This is a genomic window from Hyphomicrobium sp. DMF-1 (genome assembly GCF_027886585.1).
Classification (GTDB): Bacteria; Pseudomonadota; Alphaproteobacteria; order Rhizobiales; family Hyphomicrobiaceae; genus Hyphomicrobium_C; species Hyphomicrobium_C zavarzinii.
Genome location: NZ_CP115706.1, coordinates 4,326,334 through 4,343,607 on the forward strand (window position 1 = coordinate 4,326,334; position 17,274 = coordinate 4,343,607).

Below are 17,274 nucleotides of genomic sequence, written 5' to 3' on the forward strand. Positions count from 1 at the left end.
GTTCAAAGTGTGGCCCAGCAGGCGCAACGTCGCCAAACGAATAATCGATCAATTCGGCACTTATTCCGCTCAGAAACGCCAATTGCCTGGCGTCGAGACCCAAGAGCGCAAGTCTGCCCTCGCTTGGCAAATGGTCGCGAGCTTGCGCAGGCTGGATTACACGCGTGCACTGAAGAATAGACCAATCGATCCCGGTCGAGCAGATCCAAACAATGACCTTTTCGACCCAGAGCGCGCCGCCGTATTGCACTTCCGAGACGGTGATATAGACGAGGCATTTTGGGTCACTTTTTTATCCGTCCATTTTGGGAAGCACGGCCGCTACGGATGGCGGCGCCTGCGCGACGTATATTCCGGCCTAGGCGCGCACACCTGGACTTGGCGAGCTTACTGTGCGGCCCCCGAGACCTTTAAGGCTTGGCTAACCACAAACCACAACCAAATAGGCGGTGCGTTCGGCAATCATCGGAAATATTCGTCCCTGCGAACTGACTCCGAGCAAGGGACGGATAAGGTATTTGAATCTTACTCGACCTGGGTGGGTGCTACCCATTCACATCAGAGCCTCATTGCACGCTTGGTTCAGGCTGGCGGCAATGATCCAAATTCCATTTTCGATCAGTTCTATCGCGACATGAACGTCAAGCAGTTCGGCCGTCTAGGAAAGTTCGACTTTCTGGCACTTGTAGGTCGTCTCGACCTTGCTCCAATCGCTCCTGGCTCCGCGTATCTCGAGGGTGCAACCGGGCCGCTTCAAGGCGCCCGGCTCCTGTTTGGCAACAATCGAAAGGCCGCCCTAACTATCAGGGAACTTGACGCTTGGCTGATCGACCTCAACGAGGTTCTCAAAATCGGAATGCAAGCCATGGAGGATTCAATCTGCAACTGGCAAAAAAGTCCCGACCAATTCATCCACTTTACTGGTTGATATGTTGGGCAGCCGACTGCACTTCCTCCCATTTGTATCGTCGCTTGAGGCCATTAAGTTGGTTCCGCCTCAGGATACCATGATGCTGCATTTGACCAACGACAATGCCTGGTGAGATACCGAGAGACACCGCGAACCGAACTATCTGGTTTACATTTCCCTTCAGGCTGAGAAGTCGATCGTGCTCATGAATGGGGATAAGCAAGCCCGCCGCGAAAGCGTTAGCTTCTTTTTCCTTGTCCGTTTCCTCTGCTACGTCTCCATCAATAAAAGTGGCTTCGGGACCGTGCATAAGAAGGTGCCCCGCCTCATGGAAGAAAGAGAACCAGAAGTGATCGTCGGATAAATGCCGGAAGCTAAGAACGATCATGGCCCGGTCGCGACCGATAAACCGGGTTGCGCCGCTCGCGCGACAACCGACTGGTGCTTTCACGAATACAACTGCAACGCCAGCCGAAGCACAGTGCGTGCGAAGCCGGTTTATAAACATAAACGGTTTTTTTAGCCGGGTGAGTCCCCTGATGGACACAAGTTCATCACTGAACCTTTGCGGGTCCCATTTTGCGCAACCCATGGCGGCGGCCTGCAACTCGCCCTGCCGCAACCAAGCAGCAAGTGCTCCTAGCTTAGATTCGAATGTCTGCGAGGTCCGATAGGAAAATGACGTCGCGTGCTCGGCATAGCGCTCGCGCCACTCTCCAGGGCTAGTAACACCGAAATAGGCCAAAACTGCTTGTAGTGCGTCTTTCCGAGACGGCGATGTGATCCATCCGGCTGCACGCATGTCCTTAATCGGAAGCGCGCGCAGCCACTCTCGCGCATCGTCTGAAGAGATGTTGCGCGCGGAAGCATCGAGCGCCGCATCGTACCTTGTTTGCCGTGATGTCCAAAACGCAGCCGTCGCACCGATGTTTGCAGCGAGCAATTCCGCAAGAGCTACCTCTATGCGCTCAGTTCCTGCGATCAAGCGCAGAACGAAAGGAACATCTGTTCGTAAGCGAGCCGCGAGTTCACTCGTACTCACCTTCTGGCGCGCCATAATCATCGCGATAGTGCTTCCCGGCGGAGAGAACCAATCTGGAGTGAAATTCTCGCTCATCGGACCGCCTCTATTGCTTCAATTCTAATCCGCGTCACCTTGCTTTTATCTATCTGCCCGCTCTTTCGTGTTGGGGCTTTCACATGTCCTGGTACAAAGCCGACGATCACGCACCTATCGACCGTCAGCGCCCAGCCCTCGCCTCCGTAGGCTACCGATAGAGGGCCGTAAATGCTCTCGAGCTCTGCAACCGACTCGCATGCGTCTACGTCAGCAAGAACCATCTCTATTGCCTGCGACGCATCAAAGCCGATGCGTCGCGTGGCTTTACGCCGACTCTCGCAAATTCCTCGCAGCTCTTCGGTTGCAAATGACAATTCCATCGACGGTCAATAGCTTTGTGCAAAGAGCTTTTCTAGCCGGCCAACGAGTTGCCAACATCAAAGAAGATTTCTGAGTTGGGTCATTCGCAACGATCGACGACACGCGCCTTCGGCAGCATTGCCCGCCTTGGATTGCTCAATCCAAACCTGTTGCGAAGCGCGGCTTGGAGATCATTACCGGAGGATGCCTACCCAGAAAGCGCCCCACAGTTCCCCCCAACTTTCATCGGGAGCCTGCAAGATTGTGGTAGCTACGGGATTTTTGGGGGATGGCGGACTAAAGCTAAGTCCTTGAAATATTGGTCGGAGCGAGAGGATTTGAACCTCCGACCCCCAGTCCCCCAGCCTGTGAGGGTGGAATCCATCCCTGCCAAGCTGGTTTAATTCAAGCGCTCAACGCACTGATCCTTCCAGTGCATTCCTTAATCTGCTGTACCACCCGTCACCTACCACCCCACAGCAGGTTGGATCAAAATCGGAGACTTTTCGGGGGGCTTTATAGCCCGGGCTGAAGTTCACCACGTTGCTCTTAGAGCACATATTGGGAGACCTTCAGTGACTGACAAGATCGAACTCTCCGACGCCATGCTGCGCAGCCTCAAACTGCCCGCCACCGGCGTCATCTATCATCCCGACTCCAAGATCGCCGGCTTCGGCATCCGCGTCAGCAAGCACGGCCTCAAAACTTTCTACTTCATCTACCGCTTCAAGGATCAGCGCCCGCGCCTGACCCTCGGCCACTACCCCAAAATCTCACTGGCCCAGGCCCGCAAGCGGGCAAGCGAAGCTACCGGCTTGCTCTACCGCGGGCTTGATCCGGCAATCCACCTGCGCCTCAACGAAGAGGACACCCACGCATCGGCCGACGTCACCCCGCATGTCAGCCAGGCCCCCATCTTTACCTTTGCTCTTCAAGAATACATCGATAAGCACCTGGCAACCAAATGCAGGCCCTCCACCCAGAGGGAAGTCAGCCGCTCGCTGCGCAGCAACTTCCTTGAGCCCTGGGCCGCCATCCCCATCGATCAGATCACGGCCTTTCAGGTCAGCGAGATCATCGATGCCAAGATCGCCGACGACAAGCCCAGCGCCGCCATCCATGCGCACGCCGACATCAAGGCCTTCTTCGCCTGGTGCGTGGCCCGCAAGATGATCAAGGCCTCACCCGCCGACACCATCCCCACTCCGGCCTCCAAGGGCAAACGCAAGCGCAGCCTCAACGCCCACGAAATCCAGGCCGTCTGGCTCGCAACCGAAAAGGAGGTCAATCCGATCGGCAAGCTGATCCAGCTCGCCCTCGTCACCGGCCAGCGCCGCGGCGAGATCGCCGGCATGCGTTGGGACGAACTGCACATCAAGCATGGCTATTGGGAAATCCCCGGCAGCCGCACCAAGAACGGGCTCGATCACATCGTGCCGCTATCCTTCCTGGCGATTGCCATCATCGACTCGGTGACCAAGACCCCGATGCCGATGCAGCCGGGGGACACGGAGATCCGCTATTCGCCCTTCGTGTTTCCGGCTCAGCGCCTGCCCGCCAAGCCGATCAGCGACTTTTCCGACACCAAGGAACGCCTGGACAGGCTTGCCGCCATCGCGCCCTGGTGCATCCACGACCTGCGCCGCACCATGGCCACCGGCCTGGGCGAGATCGGCATCCTGCCCAAACCGAAAAAGAAGCTGTTCAACCACGCCGAAAACGAGGTGCATGATACCTACGACCGCTTCGAATATTTCAAGGAGCGCTGCGAAGCCATGCACCTTTGGGCTCTCTATGTGAAAAAAGCCATCGCGGGCCAGATCGAGACCGCCTCCATCGGTGCGTTCGACAATCCATTCGCCCGCATCGAAGAGCAGCCCTCCCCGGGCGCTTCACCCTGACACACATCCCCCGGAGCGCGCGGAACTTGCTTTTCGCGCGCTCCTTTAAAGCGAGCCGATTTAAAGCTCCCGCCGACTTTCCAACACAGAAAGCTCGAGCAACCCTCACCGGGGACCATCAGATGAACCACATCGCCATTAAGCACGTCATGTTCATGACCTCGCTGTCGCGCGCCCAGGTCTACATCATGGAACGGGCCAACCACCTTCCAAACCGCAAGCTTCGCTCCGATACCCGTGGCGTCTGGCTTCAAGACGATATCTGCGCCTGGATGCAGACCTGCCTTGATACCCAGCGCCTGCACAAGCTGTGCCCCAACACCACCGTCAACCTCGCCGACCGCTTCATTACCAAGAAGGAGCTCATCAAGCTGGTCAATATGTCGGCGCCCACCATCCTTCAGCAGGAGATCGCTGGAACCTTTCCTTCGCGCGTAAAAATCACCAAAACGCGTGTCGGCTGGTTCTATCGCGAAATCATCGATTGGCTGGCCGCACGCCCCAGCGTCCACTAGCGTCTCCAAACAGCAAATTCAAAAGGCGCCATCCGGCGCCTTTTTCATTTTGTTGCTCACTGCCCTTTATCCCGGTCTCCGCGCTCACAACAAAGACGTTATGAGCAATGCGGAAGACCACACATGACCATCCCCAACATAATCGGGAAAGCCGCTCCCATCATCTTCACCCTGGAGGAGGTGAAGTTGCGCACATCGCTTTCCAACGCACTTTATCACCTCCACAAAGAGCGCGATTTTCCGGCTCCCTTCCACCTGTCCCGGCATCGCCTCGCCTGGCACGCGCATGCCGTCATTGGCTGGATGCAGAAATGCATCGATGCCAGAGCCGATCAATCGCCGCATGCCCCCGCTCCCCGCATCACGGCAGCCGACCGCTTCATCTCCCTCAAGGAGGTTTGCGGCTGCCTTGGCGTCTCTCGCCAGACCGTCGATAGGCTCGAAGCGCGCGGGCTCTTTCCTCTTCGCATCAGGATCGGCCAGCGCCGCATGGCTTGGCTCAAATCGGAAATCGACGCCTGGACCGCCGAACGCGCTCCTCACCGCGAGGAGGAAGCGTCCATCCCCGCCACGCCGGATCGGGCCAAATCACCCGAGCCCGCCGTCCTTCCAACCAATCCATTCATGGGCCTTTGAAATGTCTGCAGACATCAAGATCACCGAAATCATCCGCGCGCACGGCGAAGCCGCCGCAATCAAGCGAACCCAGCGCGAGATCTACCCCGAGAGCGGCCAAACCGACAGCCGGTTCATGGTCGCGCTCCGCAACGCGGCCCGCCGCGCCACGAAAATCCAGCGCCATCTCGCCCGCGAGCGCGACCGCGACGACACGCCCGAACCCGACTTGAGCTGAGCCATTAACCGGGAAACCGACCATGACCAACACGCCTCAGCAAATCGCCGGGCAAGCCTCCGTTGCACCCGCCCCGATCGCATCGCCCGTGCAACGCCGCGCCGATGCATCGATCGGCATTGGCAACCTTCCCGCCATCGCCGGATATTTCCGGAAAGGCCGGCGCATCCCGCGGCGCCATCCCGGCAGACGCAAAATCCGCAAACTTGCAAATCGCATCGCCGCCGATCTGGATGTCCGCATCGTCGCCGCCAACACACTCCTGAAAACGTACACCCCCGACAACACCTTCATCTCCGGCCCCATGGCCGGAATCGCTGCCCTTTGCCGCCTGCCCTTCCGCCGCCTCTACCACGTCGACCGGGAAGCGCTGTCGGAGATCCGCTACCTGCGCGCCCTTCACGCATTCTACGTCAAGGAAGACACGCCCTTTGCATGGGAAAGGAACTAGCCATGCGCCTCATCGTCTGCGGTGCCCGCGATTACGACGACTATCACGCCGTCAAGACCGCCATCGCGCAGCTGAAGCCTGCTGTCATCGCCCACGGCACCGCCAAGGGCGTCGATAGCGTTGCCGATGAGGTCGCCAAGCACCTGCGCATCACCGTGCGCCGCTATGCGCCCGACGGAAAACGCCACGGGCGCTTCGCCAAGCACATCCGCAACGGCCAGATGCTGAAGGAGTTCAATCCCGACGCAGTACTCACCATTCTCGGCAAGCCGGCCGTGCCCGGAGCCCCTGGCAACCCTGACGACCCGGGCGATGCCGGAAACTATGGCGCGACAACGATCGCGCTGCGCGCCCTCAAATCCGGCATCCCGGTTTATACCGTCGGCAAGGACCGTCAGCTCCTGCAGCTGCCCAAACTCGAACGCGACCGCCTCAACAGCGCAAGCCTGCCCCGCAACGTCAGCCCCGAAAACGTCGTGCGCGGCCTGATCGCGCGCGCTGCGCCCCCTACTATGGCCCGTGCGCCCGATACCGCGCCATCGCCCGCCAAAGCGCCCGAACCGAAAAACGTGATCGGCGAACCGCCCTATCTCGAAACCGGCCCGCATGGCCGCGGCGATTTCAATCCTTATACCGCCCGCCTTCAAAGCCATCAGGGCCGTTCGATCCACGAAGCGTTCACCGCTGCCAAGATCTTCGAGAACGGCGCCACGGGCCTCACCCCCGACCAGACCCAGGGCCGCACGGCCACCAACCGCGACGAGCTCGGCGACATTTACACCGCGCTCTGGGGCCAGTGGCTACGCGAGAACCCGAAACAGATGGACGCGCTGCTTTCCGCCCGCGGCATTGCCAACGTCAACGCGCCCAAGGAAGACGTCTGCCCCGCGCAAACCCTTTGGCGCATCCGCCAAGCCGAGATCCGCCGCCGCCATCTTCTCAGGCTGCCGATCCCGCAGCACAGCCTATCAATCGCCCCGTCATTCAATGCCAGCCACGACAACGGGCCCGAAAACACGATGGAGTGACTTCACCCCTTCGTTCCACGTCACATCATCGTCAGCCCTTGATAGACGCGCAGCACGATCACAACAGAACCTTAGAAACCCCGATTCACCCGAGTAGTTTGCACATGAAAATGCTGCGCCTCTACGACATCGAAATCATCCCGCCCTTCGGCGACGAGCTCGAGATCGTTCTGCCCGGCCAGACCTACGAGCACGCCAAACGCGCCGCAGAAATACTCCTGCTCACCCGCGGCGAAGCCCCGTTCGATCCGATTGACATCTCACCCGGCCGCAATCTGGGAGACATCTACACGCGCAAGGCCGACAAGCTCATGCATCACCTTCTGGCCGCCTACGATGCCGTCTACGACAAGGCGCAAGAGCGCCGTTTCATGGCCGAGATGTTCGACCATCTCGAATACCAGATCGAAGCCGCCTTCCCCTTCTCGCGCAACGTCGACCGCCGGCTGCTGGAGAGATTCATCATTCAGCGCGCTGCGCGCCAGTTGCCCGATCAGATCATCGAAGCCAATCCCCTGCGGCGCAAAGCCAACAACGCCAACGCGCCTTCTCCCACCGCCAAAGCCAAAAGCATGCGCGCAGACAAGGGTCTGACCGCTGCCAAGCGGCTGATCGGCAGCATCGAAAAAGACGTTCACGAAACCGCGCAGCTCACCGACCAGGTGAAGCACGAGCATATCGCAGCCCGCATCGCGATTTCCCGCGCCGCTCGCGACCGCGCCGCATCCGTACGCGCCCGCGTCAACAAGGATTTCAACCAGCACTATCGTGAGGTCAGGCGGCTTTACGCCGAAAAAGCGCCACCCGGCGACAAACAAGCGGCCCACGAATACCAGGGTACGCTGAAAGCCGTCGTCAGATCCCACCAGACCGTGCTGCGCCACGCGCTCCGATCGGTTCACGATCACAAGCGTGAGGCCCTCGCCACCGCCGACAAAGTGCTGTCGGATTTCCATGACCGCAACAGGCAGCTCTCTAAATGGGAAACCGACTGGCTCCGCCAGCAGTGGCGGGAAATCTCGACCACGCACTATCGTGAAAAACACACCCCGCCCCACACTGCCCACATCGACAAGCCTGCGCCTCAACCTTTCATGGAACGGCTCGCAACCCGCTCCCGAGAACGCGCCGCCCCTTCGCCGTGCCGCGAGCAGAACAATGGGCACGATCCTGAACCATCTTGACGCCTAACCAGGGCCGCTCTTGCGACAATCGCATAAAGCGCAAAGGGAAAGCAGGTCTTCGGATGCGAGTGATCGGGCAAAGCCCTCTCAGAGAGAGGGTGAAGTCCCGCCTCCCGCAATCCAAAGGAAGACCCATGCTAGATTTCGCTGTACCCACTCGCGCCGCCGCCAAACGACCCAAGCCCTTCGATTGGCAAAGGCCCACCCAATACGACGATTGTCAGAAAGCCGCGTTCCACCGCGCAGCGTCCAATCGGCTGAAGCTGTTGGCCGCCCAGCTTGACTGGCCGAAGGCGGATTTTGACCTCCGCAGCAACAAAGCCGGTATCGCCGTTTCGGGCGAGATCGCCCTTCATCACGAACGCGTCTATATCAGCGTTTCCCAATCCTGCATGGGCGCCCAATCCGGCATTCTCATCCGAACCTGCAAGGGTCGCCGCGATTACACCGGCGGACGAAATCACTTTGCCGCCCTCACCCTTCTCGATGACCCCCCTGCCCTCGCCGAGCGCGTGACAGCCGTCATGGCCGGAGGCTGAACCCATGGCCGATCTGTTCCCTTCCCGCGCGCAAAACCTGGGCGTCAAACCCAAGGTTCTTTTGGCCCGCACTCAAAAATCGCTGAGCCATTACCGCGCAGCCCTCACTGAGTTCGCCGCCCCTTTCATCGATATCGACAATTCCGTTCAAGGGGCCCTGGACGATCTGATGGCCGCCTTCGACGACTTCGAGCGCCACGTGCGCGAAACCGTCACCTGGCTCAACCAGCAGCCCGGCACCTGACCCCCAACCCACAAGAAAGGAGCATTCCCATGAACCCCGCCTTCGACAACGTCGATGAAGAAATCAAACAGATCCGCCTCGAGGCCTGGCACAAAGCACCCGGCCCCCGTGTCGGCGACTTTATCCAGTTCGCAACCGGCGAGCTCCGCCGCATCGCCCATGTCTGGCCGGACCGCATCCAGCCGACCAGCGGCACCGGATCGTTTTATTTCGGCCACGGCTATTGCAGCCACTCCGGCGGTCTCGACAACGGCATCCCGCGCGAGATCTTCATCGATACCGGCAACACCAAACCGGGCGAAGTCTGGTTCTTTCATCACGACAGCGCCTGCGCACACAACGGGGTCAACACCACCATTCCGTGCCGGTTATACGCCCTGCAAACCCAACACTAGGAGGCATTCATGACCAACCACACGACCCAAGAACTTACCTTCAACCAGTACCAGCGTACCGCCGCCGAGAATTATGCCGGTGGCGATTTCGCCTGGATTCTCGATCACCCGGACTGGCGCGCCAAGGTCGAGGATTGCGGAGATACCTTCTTCACCTTCCTGATGCTCGAATTCTCCGACCTCGAATACCCGACCGACAAGCCTGACGCCCTTAAACGCCTGCAACGCGTCGCCGATGATGTCGAAGAACTCTATGACATTATCGATGCGTTGCAGCAGCCGGCCGACCGCATCATCGCAACCTTTGTACCGCAAGTCTGCATCAACGATCACGCCGTCACCGTCGATCCGCCCGGTGAAACCTGCATCGATATCACTGCAGCCGTGCTGGCCATGACCCGGGCCGAAGCCCTCGATCTCCGCGACGACACCGACCAAACCGATGCCCTGCTCGATCGCGACTCCGCGCCCGCCTGGATCCGCGACTGGACAGGCCCCTTCTACCTGGCCGTGGAAGCCGCCGTCGCGCGCCACTTCGGGACCATGACCAATCCGACAGGCGAGCCGAACGTCGCGGCCGCTCCCGCAGAATGACAGAGAGGCTCTGCCTTGAGGTGCCCCGCATGGGCGTTAAAGGAGAGCAGCATGAAACTACACTTCCCCTGGCCTGACGTTCTCAAGGCCCTCGAAGAAATCAAATCCGCGAAAACCGCCAGGCCCTTCTACGGCAAAGATCTCGGACCCGGCCTTCTCATCGTCGGCGATCACGGCATTTACCTCATGCCCAACACCACCGATGGCATCCATCACCAGGCAGGCGAGAAAATCATCGTCTACGCCCGGGAATGCGACCCCCGCACCATGCCCTTTGACGATTGGTGGCGCACCAAGAACAACACCTGGTGCGGAGATGACGGCAGCAACGCCGATCTCACGGCCCTCTCCGACACGCCGATCCCCTCGCCCATGATGATCAGCGATCTGGCCATCAGCTTCACCGGCCAACAGATGGAAATCTCCATTGAGTTCGTCCGGAAACACTAACCGATTGCATCCAATTTGAAACCTGAGGCCCGCCACCAAGCGGGCCTTCGCATTTTAGGAGACCAACACCATGACCACCTGGACCACCGAACGCATTACCAACCTTAAAAAACTCTGGACACTCGGCCAGCCCGCCTCCGCCATCGCCACCATTTTGGGAAACGTGACCCGGAACGCGATTCTCGGCAAAGTGCATCGCCTCGGACTGTCCACTCCATCTACTGCAAGCACCCGCGCCTCCGCCACCAGCACGCAGCGACGCAGCCGCCGCCAATCCTCCAGTGCCAAAACCCGCGCCGCGCCGGGCTGCCAGCCAAAACCCCACAAGGCGAAGCGCGCCTCCAAGTTTCCGCCGCTGCAGCCCCTCGTTTTCAACAACCCGCCACGTATTGGCGAGCTGAAACCCGATCAATGCTGCTGGCCTGAAGGCGACCCGCGCAAGCCGGACTTTCACTTCTGCGGCCGCAGCAAAACTCCGGGCCGCCCCTACTGTGCGCACCACCGTGCCCGCTCCATGGCTTAACTCCAGACACCGCTAAACCGCTTTCCTGTTGACGCCTCAGCTTCTTTGAAAGCGCACCGCTCAAACAACTCTATTGGATTTTGCCTTTAAAGAAATTGGGCGGCTGTTTTTCATAAACTTGCAATTATTCGATCATTTCCTGCATAATATGAAATGACTTTCACGACCACGTCCCTACCGAACGGCATTTCCCTCGGCATCGATCAAAATTCTCATTCGGGCGGCGTCTCGGTCCGCATCGTGATCCGCGCCGGAGCGCGAAACGACACCATTCCGGGCAGAGCACATTTTCTCGAGCACTGCATCGCCCATAGCACCGCCCCATCCGGCCGCTCGGTCGTGGATACTCTTGATGAGATGTGCCTGTACTCGAACTTCTGGACCGGAAAGGAGCGCATCCTGTGCCTTGCCGATACCAGCCCAGAGCATTTACGGGAGGTTCTCGGCCTTCTAGGCCATGCGCTTCTCAACCCGGCCTACGACCCCGAATCGCTCGAGCGTGAGCGCGGCCGCATCTTGCATGAAGAACACGAACGGCGCGCCGCCACGCCCGCCTATGGCATCCTGGACCGTCACGTCTGGGGCGACCATCCCGTCGCCAATACGCCCCTGGGCACGCGCGCCAGCATCACAGCGATGAAGCCCGCCGATCTCGAAGCGTTCCGCCAATCCCATGTCGTCGGCAGCAATATCGGCATCATCATTTCCGGCCCGCTCGATCACGACCAAACCCTCGCTCTCATCGAGCGGTCTTTCGCCCCCATCCCGAAAGGTGAGAAGCTCCCCGTGCAATCACCGCCCTCGTTTCTTCCAGACCCGCGCATCTCGATCCACAAGAGCCAGGATATCCAGGCCATCACCGTATGCCTGGAACACATCGACCCGGCGCCGGAGAAGCGAACCTCGTTCGTGGCGCTCTCCATACTCCTGCAAAATGAGATTGACAGGCGCCTCAGCCGCAGCGCCCTCAATTACGGCGGTGCCAGTGCCAATTATTTCCCTTATGCCGATCATGCCTACTGTGAGATCGGTCTTTCCATGAGCCCGGAGAACGCCAGCAAGGGCCTCGCCCTCGTCGCCGAGACGTTGCGAGATGACAGCGCCTGGCTCACTCCCCAAGCCCTCGAAACGCTAAAGCGGCAATGGCGCATGGCCAGCGACTTCAACAACAACGACCCGCGCCAGCGTGTACTCCTGATGACAACTGAATTTGAGCTCACCGGCAACATGGCTCACTGGAAGGAACTCGATGATCGCTACGACCACGTCACCATCGAAAGCGTGCGCGACGCATTGCGCCAGCTCGATCTCTCCAACCCGGCCTTGCTTTCCGTAGGGCCTGCACAGGCGCCCTGGCTCACACAAACACCAACGCCCCAGCCAGATAGGCTGCAACCCGAGCATTCCTTAGGCTGATTTTTTTTTGACTTTTCCAATCATCTTCTGTGCTTAGAAATACATCCGTCACAGGTGCGGGTTTTGAGCGCGCGGGCGGATGCCCTCATCAGATTAATGCGTAGACTGTTGCCCAACTATTTGCCGGCACCCTCATTGCGGCCCTTGTTTTCGACATTTCCCTCTCCCGCCTGCGTCTTTGCTTGCTCGTTAAACCTATTGCTCAGCCACATCACCAAAAGCACGGCTACGAGCGTCTGCGGCATGACCATTTCCGAATGCGCTCCAAGGTCGAGGCATTGCGTAAAGAACGCAACAAGTTCCTGAGAGAGAGGGATGCGTTAGGTCGTTGAGGTCTACTCAATGTTCGCGCGTTTTGCTTTCATTGCTTTAACCGCCGCAATCGCTTCTCAACGACCTGAATAGCAATGCGCATAAGTTTGCTAGCAGATAATATTTTGCTTCACAGGTATACGGATAGCATCAAGCAACGACGTGATCATATTGCGGCGGATGACCTTGCCGATGTTGGTTCCGTTCCCTGTCGCCGGGAATGCAGCTCGCAAGCATGAGATACCAGCCCGAGCCGCCTAAAGCCTCGCTCGAGCGTTATGGGGGATACGCGCAGCAACGCGGCAACATAAGGCGCCGGATAGCCCGTTTCACAGACGTAGCGGTAAGCATCAGCGACAATCTCGTCGGATAGCCTGCGGGGTCGGCCAATCTGCGCTCCTCTCACACGTGCGGCCATAATCCCCTCGCAAGTTCGCCGACGAAGGATGCGGCGCTCAAACTGCGCGTATGCCGCAATGATTGTATAGAATAGCTCGCCTTCCGGCGTCGACGTGTCGATGTTAAGGGACATGATGTGCATCCCAACCTTGCGAGCCTTCAAGCTCTCTGCAGTCAGGATGGCGTCCAAAGTGGAGCGGAAGGCGCGGTCGAGGTCCCAGACCACGAAGGTGTCGCCGGCGTTCAAGCGAGAGAGAGACTCGTCAAATACAGGGCGGCGTCCCGCCACGGCGGAGAGTTGCTCGAGATACAGCTCGTCGCAGCTCTCTTGCAGGCCGATGCACTGCCTATCGAGCCGCTGGTCCGGCGTGGAAACCCGCATGTAACCGATGCGGCGGCCGTTGGGGGAGAGAGTGGTCATGACACCACCTCGTCAAAAATGATCCCTTTTGTCGAGATGTGTCGGCGTCTGGAGGAACTTCGCCAGATTGGCGGATTTCCGCGGGCTTGCAAGTGGAATGTTATCATTTTCGCGCTAGTCTATTCTCCTCTACAATAACGATCATTTATGTTGAGCAGAAAAGCACTGGCCATCGCAAGCCTGAGTACCATCGTGTGCAGTCAGGCTGTTTTAACGGCGGTTGTCTCGAACCCGGCAATGGCTGAAGATACGTTTAAGACCTCTGACTTTCTGAATCTCCCTCCGGAAAACCAGCGCGGTTACGTGACGACAGCGGCCATGGCCGCCGGTCTCATCGCCGCGGGGAACCGCAAGGAGCAGGCCAAATGCATCGATGATTGGGGCGCAGAGCATCGCAAGGACGGCTATAAGCCCGTGATTGATGCGATGAAGAGACTGCCCGACTATCACCCCATGGCCATCATCATTGCAGTCTTCGAGAAGGCGTGCGGCGAATTCAAGTACGCCGCTAAATCTGCGGCTTTGCCATAGCGGCGGTTGACACGGCGTGCTCCTGGACTCCTGCGTCGTGCCATGCTGTCCAACCGCCCAACTCGTTCTTGGCCTCTTGATGTCGTTCCTGCGCGCGTTTCTCGATCTCACCGAGCTCCGCCTTGTCCTCTCCTTTTTGCTCCATTGAGAGCGGATTCTCGTTGTCGGTATTCCGCTCGCGGATTTCACCCACGCGGACACGGTCACGCCGGTTCTCATCTGCCCTTTGCACGGCCTCATCAACGGGCTTTCGCCGCTCCCGATATTGCTCGAGCGTCATCTTGCTTGTGAAATCAATTTTCTTTGCTGCTTCTGCGTCCTCACCCTCAAGCGGCTTCAGGTTCTCATCCACGATGCTGCCATCATCACCCTTGAAAACGTAGCGGCCATCCGGCAAGCGCCCGGCCACTCTTTCCAGATCAGCTTCGAGTGCCATCTTTTCCCTGGCTACGATCTCATCCAGGTTGTCCTGATTGTCATCGAGCAGGTTTTCGACTTCCGGCAGTTCCGCCATGATATCTTCATGCAGCGCCCGATACGCCGCATTAGTGGCCAGCAGCGCTGTCAGCGTCAGGGCTTGGTGGTCGCGCCGATCGCGGTTTTCCCGGTCTTCGCGGTGCGTGGCCAGAATTCCTAGCGGACCCTGCTCCAGCTCCCGCTTGTCCTTGGCGTCCTTCACGATCTCGTTGAATTTAAGCTTTACCGTCGCGGCATCCAAATCCGGAAATCCCTCAGTTTCTTGTTTCAATGTTTTTGCCACGCAAATATTATGTCTATAGTTTATCGCAAACAACCTAATAAAGTCAATTTTCGCCACTGGCTTTTTCTTTGACAAACATTGTCATTATCTCATAAAATTAATAAAGGAGTTTTTAAAAAATGGCCACGATGAATATTTCTTTGCCTGATACGCTGAAGCAATGGGCTTGCAACCGAAAAGGGTATAGCAACGCCAGCGATTACGTGCGGGAGCTCATACGCCGCGATCAGGAGCGCACCGCTCGCCTGGCACATCTTCAGAACCTGCTCGATGAAGGCATTGCCAGCGGCGTGAGCCCGCTCAGCGCCGAAGACGTATTTGCGAACGCCAAAGCCAAGTATGACCAGCAGACCGCGCTATAGCCTCAGCCACGCCGCGGCCGAAGACCTAGAGGCGATATTTTTGCACAGTCTCATCCAGTTCGGCTTGCCGCAGGCCGAACATCACCTCGCCAAGCTCCTGTCGATACTCGATATCATCGCCGACAACCCCGAGCTTGGCCGCCTTCGCACCGACCTCTCCCCGCCCTCCCGTGTGCATCCTCACGGGCCGCATGTTCTCATCTATCATCTTGATAGCGACCGCCGGCCGATCATCCAGCGCGTCCGACATGCGAGCGAAGCCTGGTTAGATGGCGAACAATAGGCCCACCACATGGACAACCGCCGCAAACGCTTTCTGATCGCCAAGGCCCTCTGGGAGTTTGTTGCCGAGAACCGCAACAAACCCGTTGAGCGGCAAGCCCCCAACGACGCCGATGACATGGAAGCCATTCTCGATGCCGATTATCCGGCCGAGGTGGCCACGCTAATTGCGCTTGAGCCGTTCAAGAAGCGGTAGCCGCACGCGTGACCTCCGCTGCCAGAGACTCATTCAGCCTCCCGGTATCGCCGCACGGCCGGCCGTTTTGTCACAATGCCACTTTGCCTTTATTTCCCATACTCCATATCGCCGCTTTGCCTCTCCGCTCTTTTGCCGCTTTGCCACTTAGCCACCAAGTGCTCGCTCTGGCATTAAGCCCTTCTCATTCACGGGCACAAAGCCACCCTGCGCCCGCACCCCTCGCGCTCTTTGCCGCCGTTCCTTTTTGCCGCTTTGCCTCGCTACACTTTTTCCTATTTGCCTATTTTCATTTTATTCTATTTGCCATTATTGGCATTTACCGCCTGCGCCATTTGCCTGTTTGCCAAAATTACGCTTTGCCTATTTATTTATTGTGATACAATCCCATTATGTCGTTCGACATATTCAAGTTTTCTCAGGCGCACCCGCCAAACCAGAAAAGGAGCTGGCCACCACTTTTATGATTCTTGTCTTTGCATCCTCAAAAGGGGGCGTCGGAAAATCGACGATCTGCGCCTCCCTAGCCGCAGCCCTCGCACTCCGCGGCCAACGCGTCGTCGTTCTCGATCTCGATCAGAACCGCACCATCCATAGATGGGCCAGCAAGATCACGATCCCGGGCCTGACCGTCGAAGCACTTCCGGCGCAAGACATATCCGCCAAGCTGCGCGATCTCACAGCAAACAACGACTTCGATCATATCCTGATCGATCTGGCAGGGGCCCGCGAAGTCAATCTCTTCAAAGCCATTGCACGCGCCGATCTGGTCATCATACCGGCGCAGGCCTCCGAGCCCGATATTCGCGAAGCGATTGTCATCTCGCATGACGTCAAGGACGTCGAGGAAACCGCGTCCCGGAAAATTCCATACCGGATGCTCCTGACCAAAATGCACCCGCTACGCACACACGTCACCGATTTCGTGTTCTCCGAACTCAAACGCAAGGGAATGCCGATCTTCCGCACCGTCACCGTCGAGCGCACCGCTTACCGCGAGATGTTCCTCAACGGCGTGCCTCCAACCAAGGCAGAACCCACCAAAGGCGCTGGCCTCGAAATCAATAATCTCCTCGCCGAGATCGAAGACATACTAGGCGCCACCGCAACAACCTCAACCCAAGCCGCATGACGACCGAACCCATGACCAAACAACCGTTCCAGCCCTTCAATCTCGACCTCGATGATCAATTAGAACGCATCGCACAAGCCAAAGGCGTGCCCGCCCTCACCACCCCGCCGGTCATCCCAGATCATGAACCAACGCAGCATCCTGCGGAGGAGGGGGCTCAGAAGACCTTCTCCCATGCCACCCAACAACCGCCTGCAACGGCCGATTTGCCCGTCAAACCTCCGCCGTGCGAGGCCCGCGTAAAAGTTCCAGATTACCTGATGATGGAATTGAAAATGGAAACCGTACGACGCCGGGTTTCCCTAAATCATCTTTTCATGGCCGGTCTTCGCGCCACCGGCTTTACAGTCCACGACGAAGACATGATCGAAGATGGCCGCCGCCTTCGCGGAAAAAACAGCCCGCATCATTCAAACAGAAACACTTAACTCTGTTTATTGCTGCGGATAACTTCGT

The 17,274-nt window shown here is 58.4% G+C and carries 25 protein-coding genes; 20 read left to right on the top strand and 5 right to left on the bottom strand.

From position 1 onward, the window contains the following. Positions 1 to 7: 7 nt before the first annotated feature. On the top strand, positions 8 to 928 hold the full coding sequence (locus tag PE058_RS19880) for an alpha-glutamyl/putrescinyl thymine pyrophosphorylase clade 3 protein (protein WP_271029238.1): 921 nt from the start codon (positions 8 to 10) through the stop codon (positions 926 to 928). Here the strand turns inward: PE058_RS19880 and PE058_RS19885 are convergent. Then, complete coding sequence (locus PE058_RS19885; RefSeq protein WP_271029239.1) at positions 918 to 2,027, bottom strand: ImmA/IrrE family metallo-endopeptidase; 1,110 nt, start codon at positions 2,025 to 2,027, stop codon at positions 918 to 920. The two genes, PE058_RS19880 and PE058_RS19885, sit on opposite strands and share 11 nt — an antisense overlap. 878 nt (positions 2,028 to 2,905) lie before the next feature. Here PE058_RS19885 and PE058_RS19890 point away from each other — a divergent pair. The 7 genes from PE058_RS19890 (at position 2,906) to PE058_RS19920 (ending at position 8,262) form a co-directional block, all read left to right on the top strand. Next, on the top strand, positions 2,906 to 4,231 hold the full coding sequence (locus tag PE058_RS19890) for a tyrosine-type recombinase/integrase (RefSeq protein WP_271029240.1): 1,326 nt from the start codon (positions 2,906 to 2,908) through the stop codon (positions 4,229 to 4,231). 122 nt (positions 4,232 to 4,353) lie between these two features. Beyond that, positions 4,354 to 4,746: an AlpA family phage regulatory protein gene (locus PE058_RS19895; RefSeq protein ID WP_271029241.1), complete on the top strand. Its 393-nt coding sequence runs from the start codon at positions 4,354 to 4,356 to the stop codon at positions 4,744 to 4,746. Between the two features lie 123 nt (positions 4,747 to 4,869). Continuing rightward, positions 4,870 to 5,382, top strand: coding sequence for a helix-turn-helix transcriptional regulator (locus tag PE058_RS19900; RefSeq protein ID WP_271029242.1), 513 nt, complete (start codon positions 4,870 to 4,872; stop codon positions 5,380 to 5,382). 1 nt (position 5,383) lies between these two features. Continuing rightward, positions 5,384 to 5,599: a hypothetical protein gene (locus tag PE058_RS19905; protein WP_271029243.1), complete on the top strand. Its 216-nt coding sequence runs from the start codon at positions 5,384 to 5,386 to the stop codon at positions 5,597 to 5,599. A gap of 22 nt (positions 5,600 to 5,621) precedes the next feature. Then, the gene (locus tag PE058_RS19910; protein WP_271029244.1) at positions 5,622 to 6,050 is read left to right on the top strand and encodes a hypothetical protein; all 429 of its coding nucleotides are present in this window, start codon (positions 5,622 to 5,624) and stop codon (positions 6,048 to 6,050) included. Continuing rightward, entirely contained in the window at positions 6,035 to 7,078 is a 1,044-nt protein-coding gene (locus PE058_RS19915; protein WP_271029245.1) for a DUF2493 domain-containing protein, read from the top strand. Before PE058_RS19910 ends, PE058_RS19915 begins: the two co-directional genes overlap by 16 nt. Before the next feature lie 104 nt (positions 7,079 to 7,182). After that, entirely contained in the window at positions 7,183 to 8,262 is a 1,080-nt protein-coding gene (locus PE058_RS19920; RefSeq protein ID WP_271029246.1) for a hypothetical protein, read from the top strand. Between the two features lie 137 nt (positions 8,263 to 8,399). Here PE058_RS19920 and PE058_RS19925 read toward each other — a convergent pair whose 3' ends face one another. Then, the gene (locus tag PE058_RS19925; protein ID WP_271029247.1) at positions 8,400 to 8,807 is read right to left on the bottom strand and encodes a hypothetical protein; all 408 of its coding nucleotides are present in this window, start codon (positions 8,805 to 8,807) and stop codon (positions 8,400 to 8,402) included. Here PE058_RS19925 and PE058_RS19930 point away from each other — a divergent pair. The 6 genes from PE058_RS19930 (at position 8,806) to PE058_RS19955 (ending at position 12,423) form a co-directional block, all read left to right on the top strand. Beyond that, the gene (locus PE058_RS19930; RefSeq protein WP_271029248.1) at positions 8,806 to 9,045 is read left to right on the top strand and encodes a hypothetical protein; all 240 of its coding nucleotides are present in this window, start codon (positions 8,806 to 8,808) and stop codon (positions 9,043 to 9,045) included. The two genes, PE058_RS19925 and PE058_RS19930, sit on opposite strands and share 2 nt — an antisense overlap. A gap of 29 nt (positions 9,046 to 9,074) precedes the next feature. Then, positions 9,075 to 9,440: a hypothetical protein gene (locus tag PE058_RS19935; protein ID WP_271029249.1), complete on the top strand. Its 366-nt coding sequence runs from the start codon at positions 9,075 to 9,077 to the stop codon at positions 9,438 to 9,440. Between the two features lie 9 nt (positions 9,441 to 9,449). Beyond that, on the top strand, positions 9,450 to 10,034 hold the full coding sequence (locus PE058_RS19940; RefSeq protein WP_271029250.1) for a hypothetical protein: 585 nt from the start codon (positions 9,450 to 9,452) through the stop codon (positions 10,032 to 10,034). Between the two features lie 51 nt (positions 10,035 to 10,085). After that, positions 10,086 to 10,484, top strand: coding sequence for a DUF3085 domain-containing protein (locus PE058_RS19945; RefSeq protein WP_271029251.1), 399 nt, complete (start codon positions 10,086 to 10,088; stop codon positions 10,482 to 10,484). Between the two features lie 70 nt (positions 10,485 to 10,554). Continuing rightward, positions 10,555 to 11,007 carry a GcrA family cell cycle regulator gene (locus PE058_RS19950; RefSeq protein WP_271029252.1) on the top strand — a complete coding sequence of 151 codons (453 nt, stop codon included), beginning with the start codon at positions 10,555 to 10,557 and terminating at the stop codon, positions 11,005 to 11,007. Positions 11,008 to 11,160: 153 nt separating this feature from the next. Then, positions 11,161 to 12,423: a M16 family metallopeptidase gene (locus tag PE058_RS19955; RefSeq protein WP_271029253.1), complete on the top strand. Its 1,263-nt coding sequence runs from the start codon at positions 11,161 to 11,163 to the stop codon at positions 12,421 to 12,423. Between the two features lie 116 nt (positions 12,424 to 12,539). On the opposite strand, the gene PE058_RS19960 is transcribed toward PE058_RS19955, so the two are convergent. Further along, positions 12,540 to 12,668 carry a hypothetical protein gene (locus tag PE058_RS19960; RefSeq protein ID WP_271029254.1) on the bottom strand — a complete coding sequence of 43 codons (129 nt, stop codon included), beginning with the start codon at positions 12,666 to 12,668 and terminating at the stop codon, positions 12,540 to 12,542. Positions 12,669 to 12,901: 233 nt separating this feature from the next. Beyond that, positions 12,902 to 13,555: a recombinase family protein gene (locus PE058_RS19965; protein WP_271029255.1), complete on the bottom strand. Its 654-nt coding sequence runs from the start codon at positions 13,553 to 13,555 to the stop codon at positions 12,902 to 12,904. 147 nt (positions 13,556 to 13,702) lie between these two features. Here PE058_RS19965 and PE058_RS19970 point away from each other — a divergent pair, with 147 nt between their 5' ends. Then, positions 13,703 to 14,086, top strand: a complete 384-nt coding sequence (locus PE058_RS19970; protein WP_271029256.1) for a hypothetical protein — start codon at positions 13,703 to 13,705, stop codon at positions 14,084 to 14,086. Here the strand turns inward: PE058_RS19970 and PE058_RS19975 are convergent. Continuing rightward, positions 14,064 to 14,846, bottom strand: a complete 783-nt coding sequence (locus PE058_RS19975; protein ID WP_271029257.1) for a hypothetical protein — start codon at positions 14,844 to 14,846, stop codon at positions 14,064 to 14,066. The two genes, PE058_RS19970 and PE058_RS19975, sit on opposite strands and share 23 nt — an antisense overlap. Before the next feature lie 119 nt (positions 14,847 to 14,965). Here PE058_RS19975 and PE058_RS19980 point away from each other — a divergent pair, with 119 nt between their 5' ends. The 5 genes from PE058_RS19980 (at position 14,966) to PE058_RS20000 (ending at position 17,246) form a co-directional block, all read left to right on the top strand. Continuing rightward, complete coding sequence (locus tag PE058_RS19980; protein ID WP_271029258.1) at positions 14,966 to 15,208, top strand: type II toxin-antitoxin system ParD family antitoxin; 243 nt, start codon at positions 14,966 to 14,968, stop codon at positions 15,206 to 15,208. Next, the gene (locus PE058_RS19985; protein WP_271029259.1) at positions 15,186 to 15,491 is read left to right on the top strand and encodes a type II toxin-antitoxin system RelE/ParE family toxin; all 306 of its coding nucleotides are present in this window, start codon (positions 15,186 to 15,188) and stop codon (positions 15,489 to 15,491) included. Before PE058_RS19980 ends, PE058_RS19985 begins: the two co-directional genes overlap by 23 nt. Before the next feature lie 9 nt (positions 15,492 to 15,500). Continuing rightward, the gene (locus PE058_RS19990) at positions 15,501 to 15,686 is read left to right on the top strand and encodes a hypothetical protein (protein ID WP_271029260.1); all 186 of its coding nucleotides are present in this window, start codon (positions 15,501 to 15,503) and stop codon (positions 15,684 to 15,686) included. 343 nt (positions 15,687 to 16,029) lie between these two features. Next, entirely contained in the window at positions 16,030 to 16,818 is a 789-nt protein-coding gene (locus tag PE058_RS19995) for a ParA family protein (protein WP_271029261.1), read from the top strand. 11 nt (positions 16,819 to 16,829) lie between these two features. After that, a complete protein-coding gene (locus PE058_RS20000) occupies positions 16,830 to 17,246 on the top strand; it encodes a hypothetical protein (RefSeq protein WP_271029262.1) in 417 nt (138 codons plus the stop codon). Positions 17,247 to 17,274 lie beyond the last annotated feature (28 nt).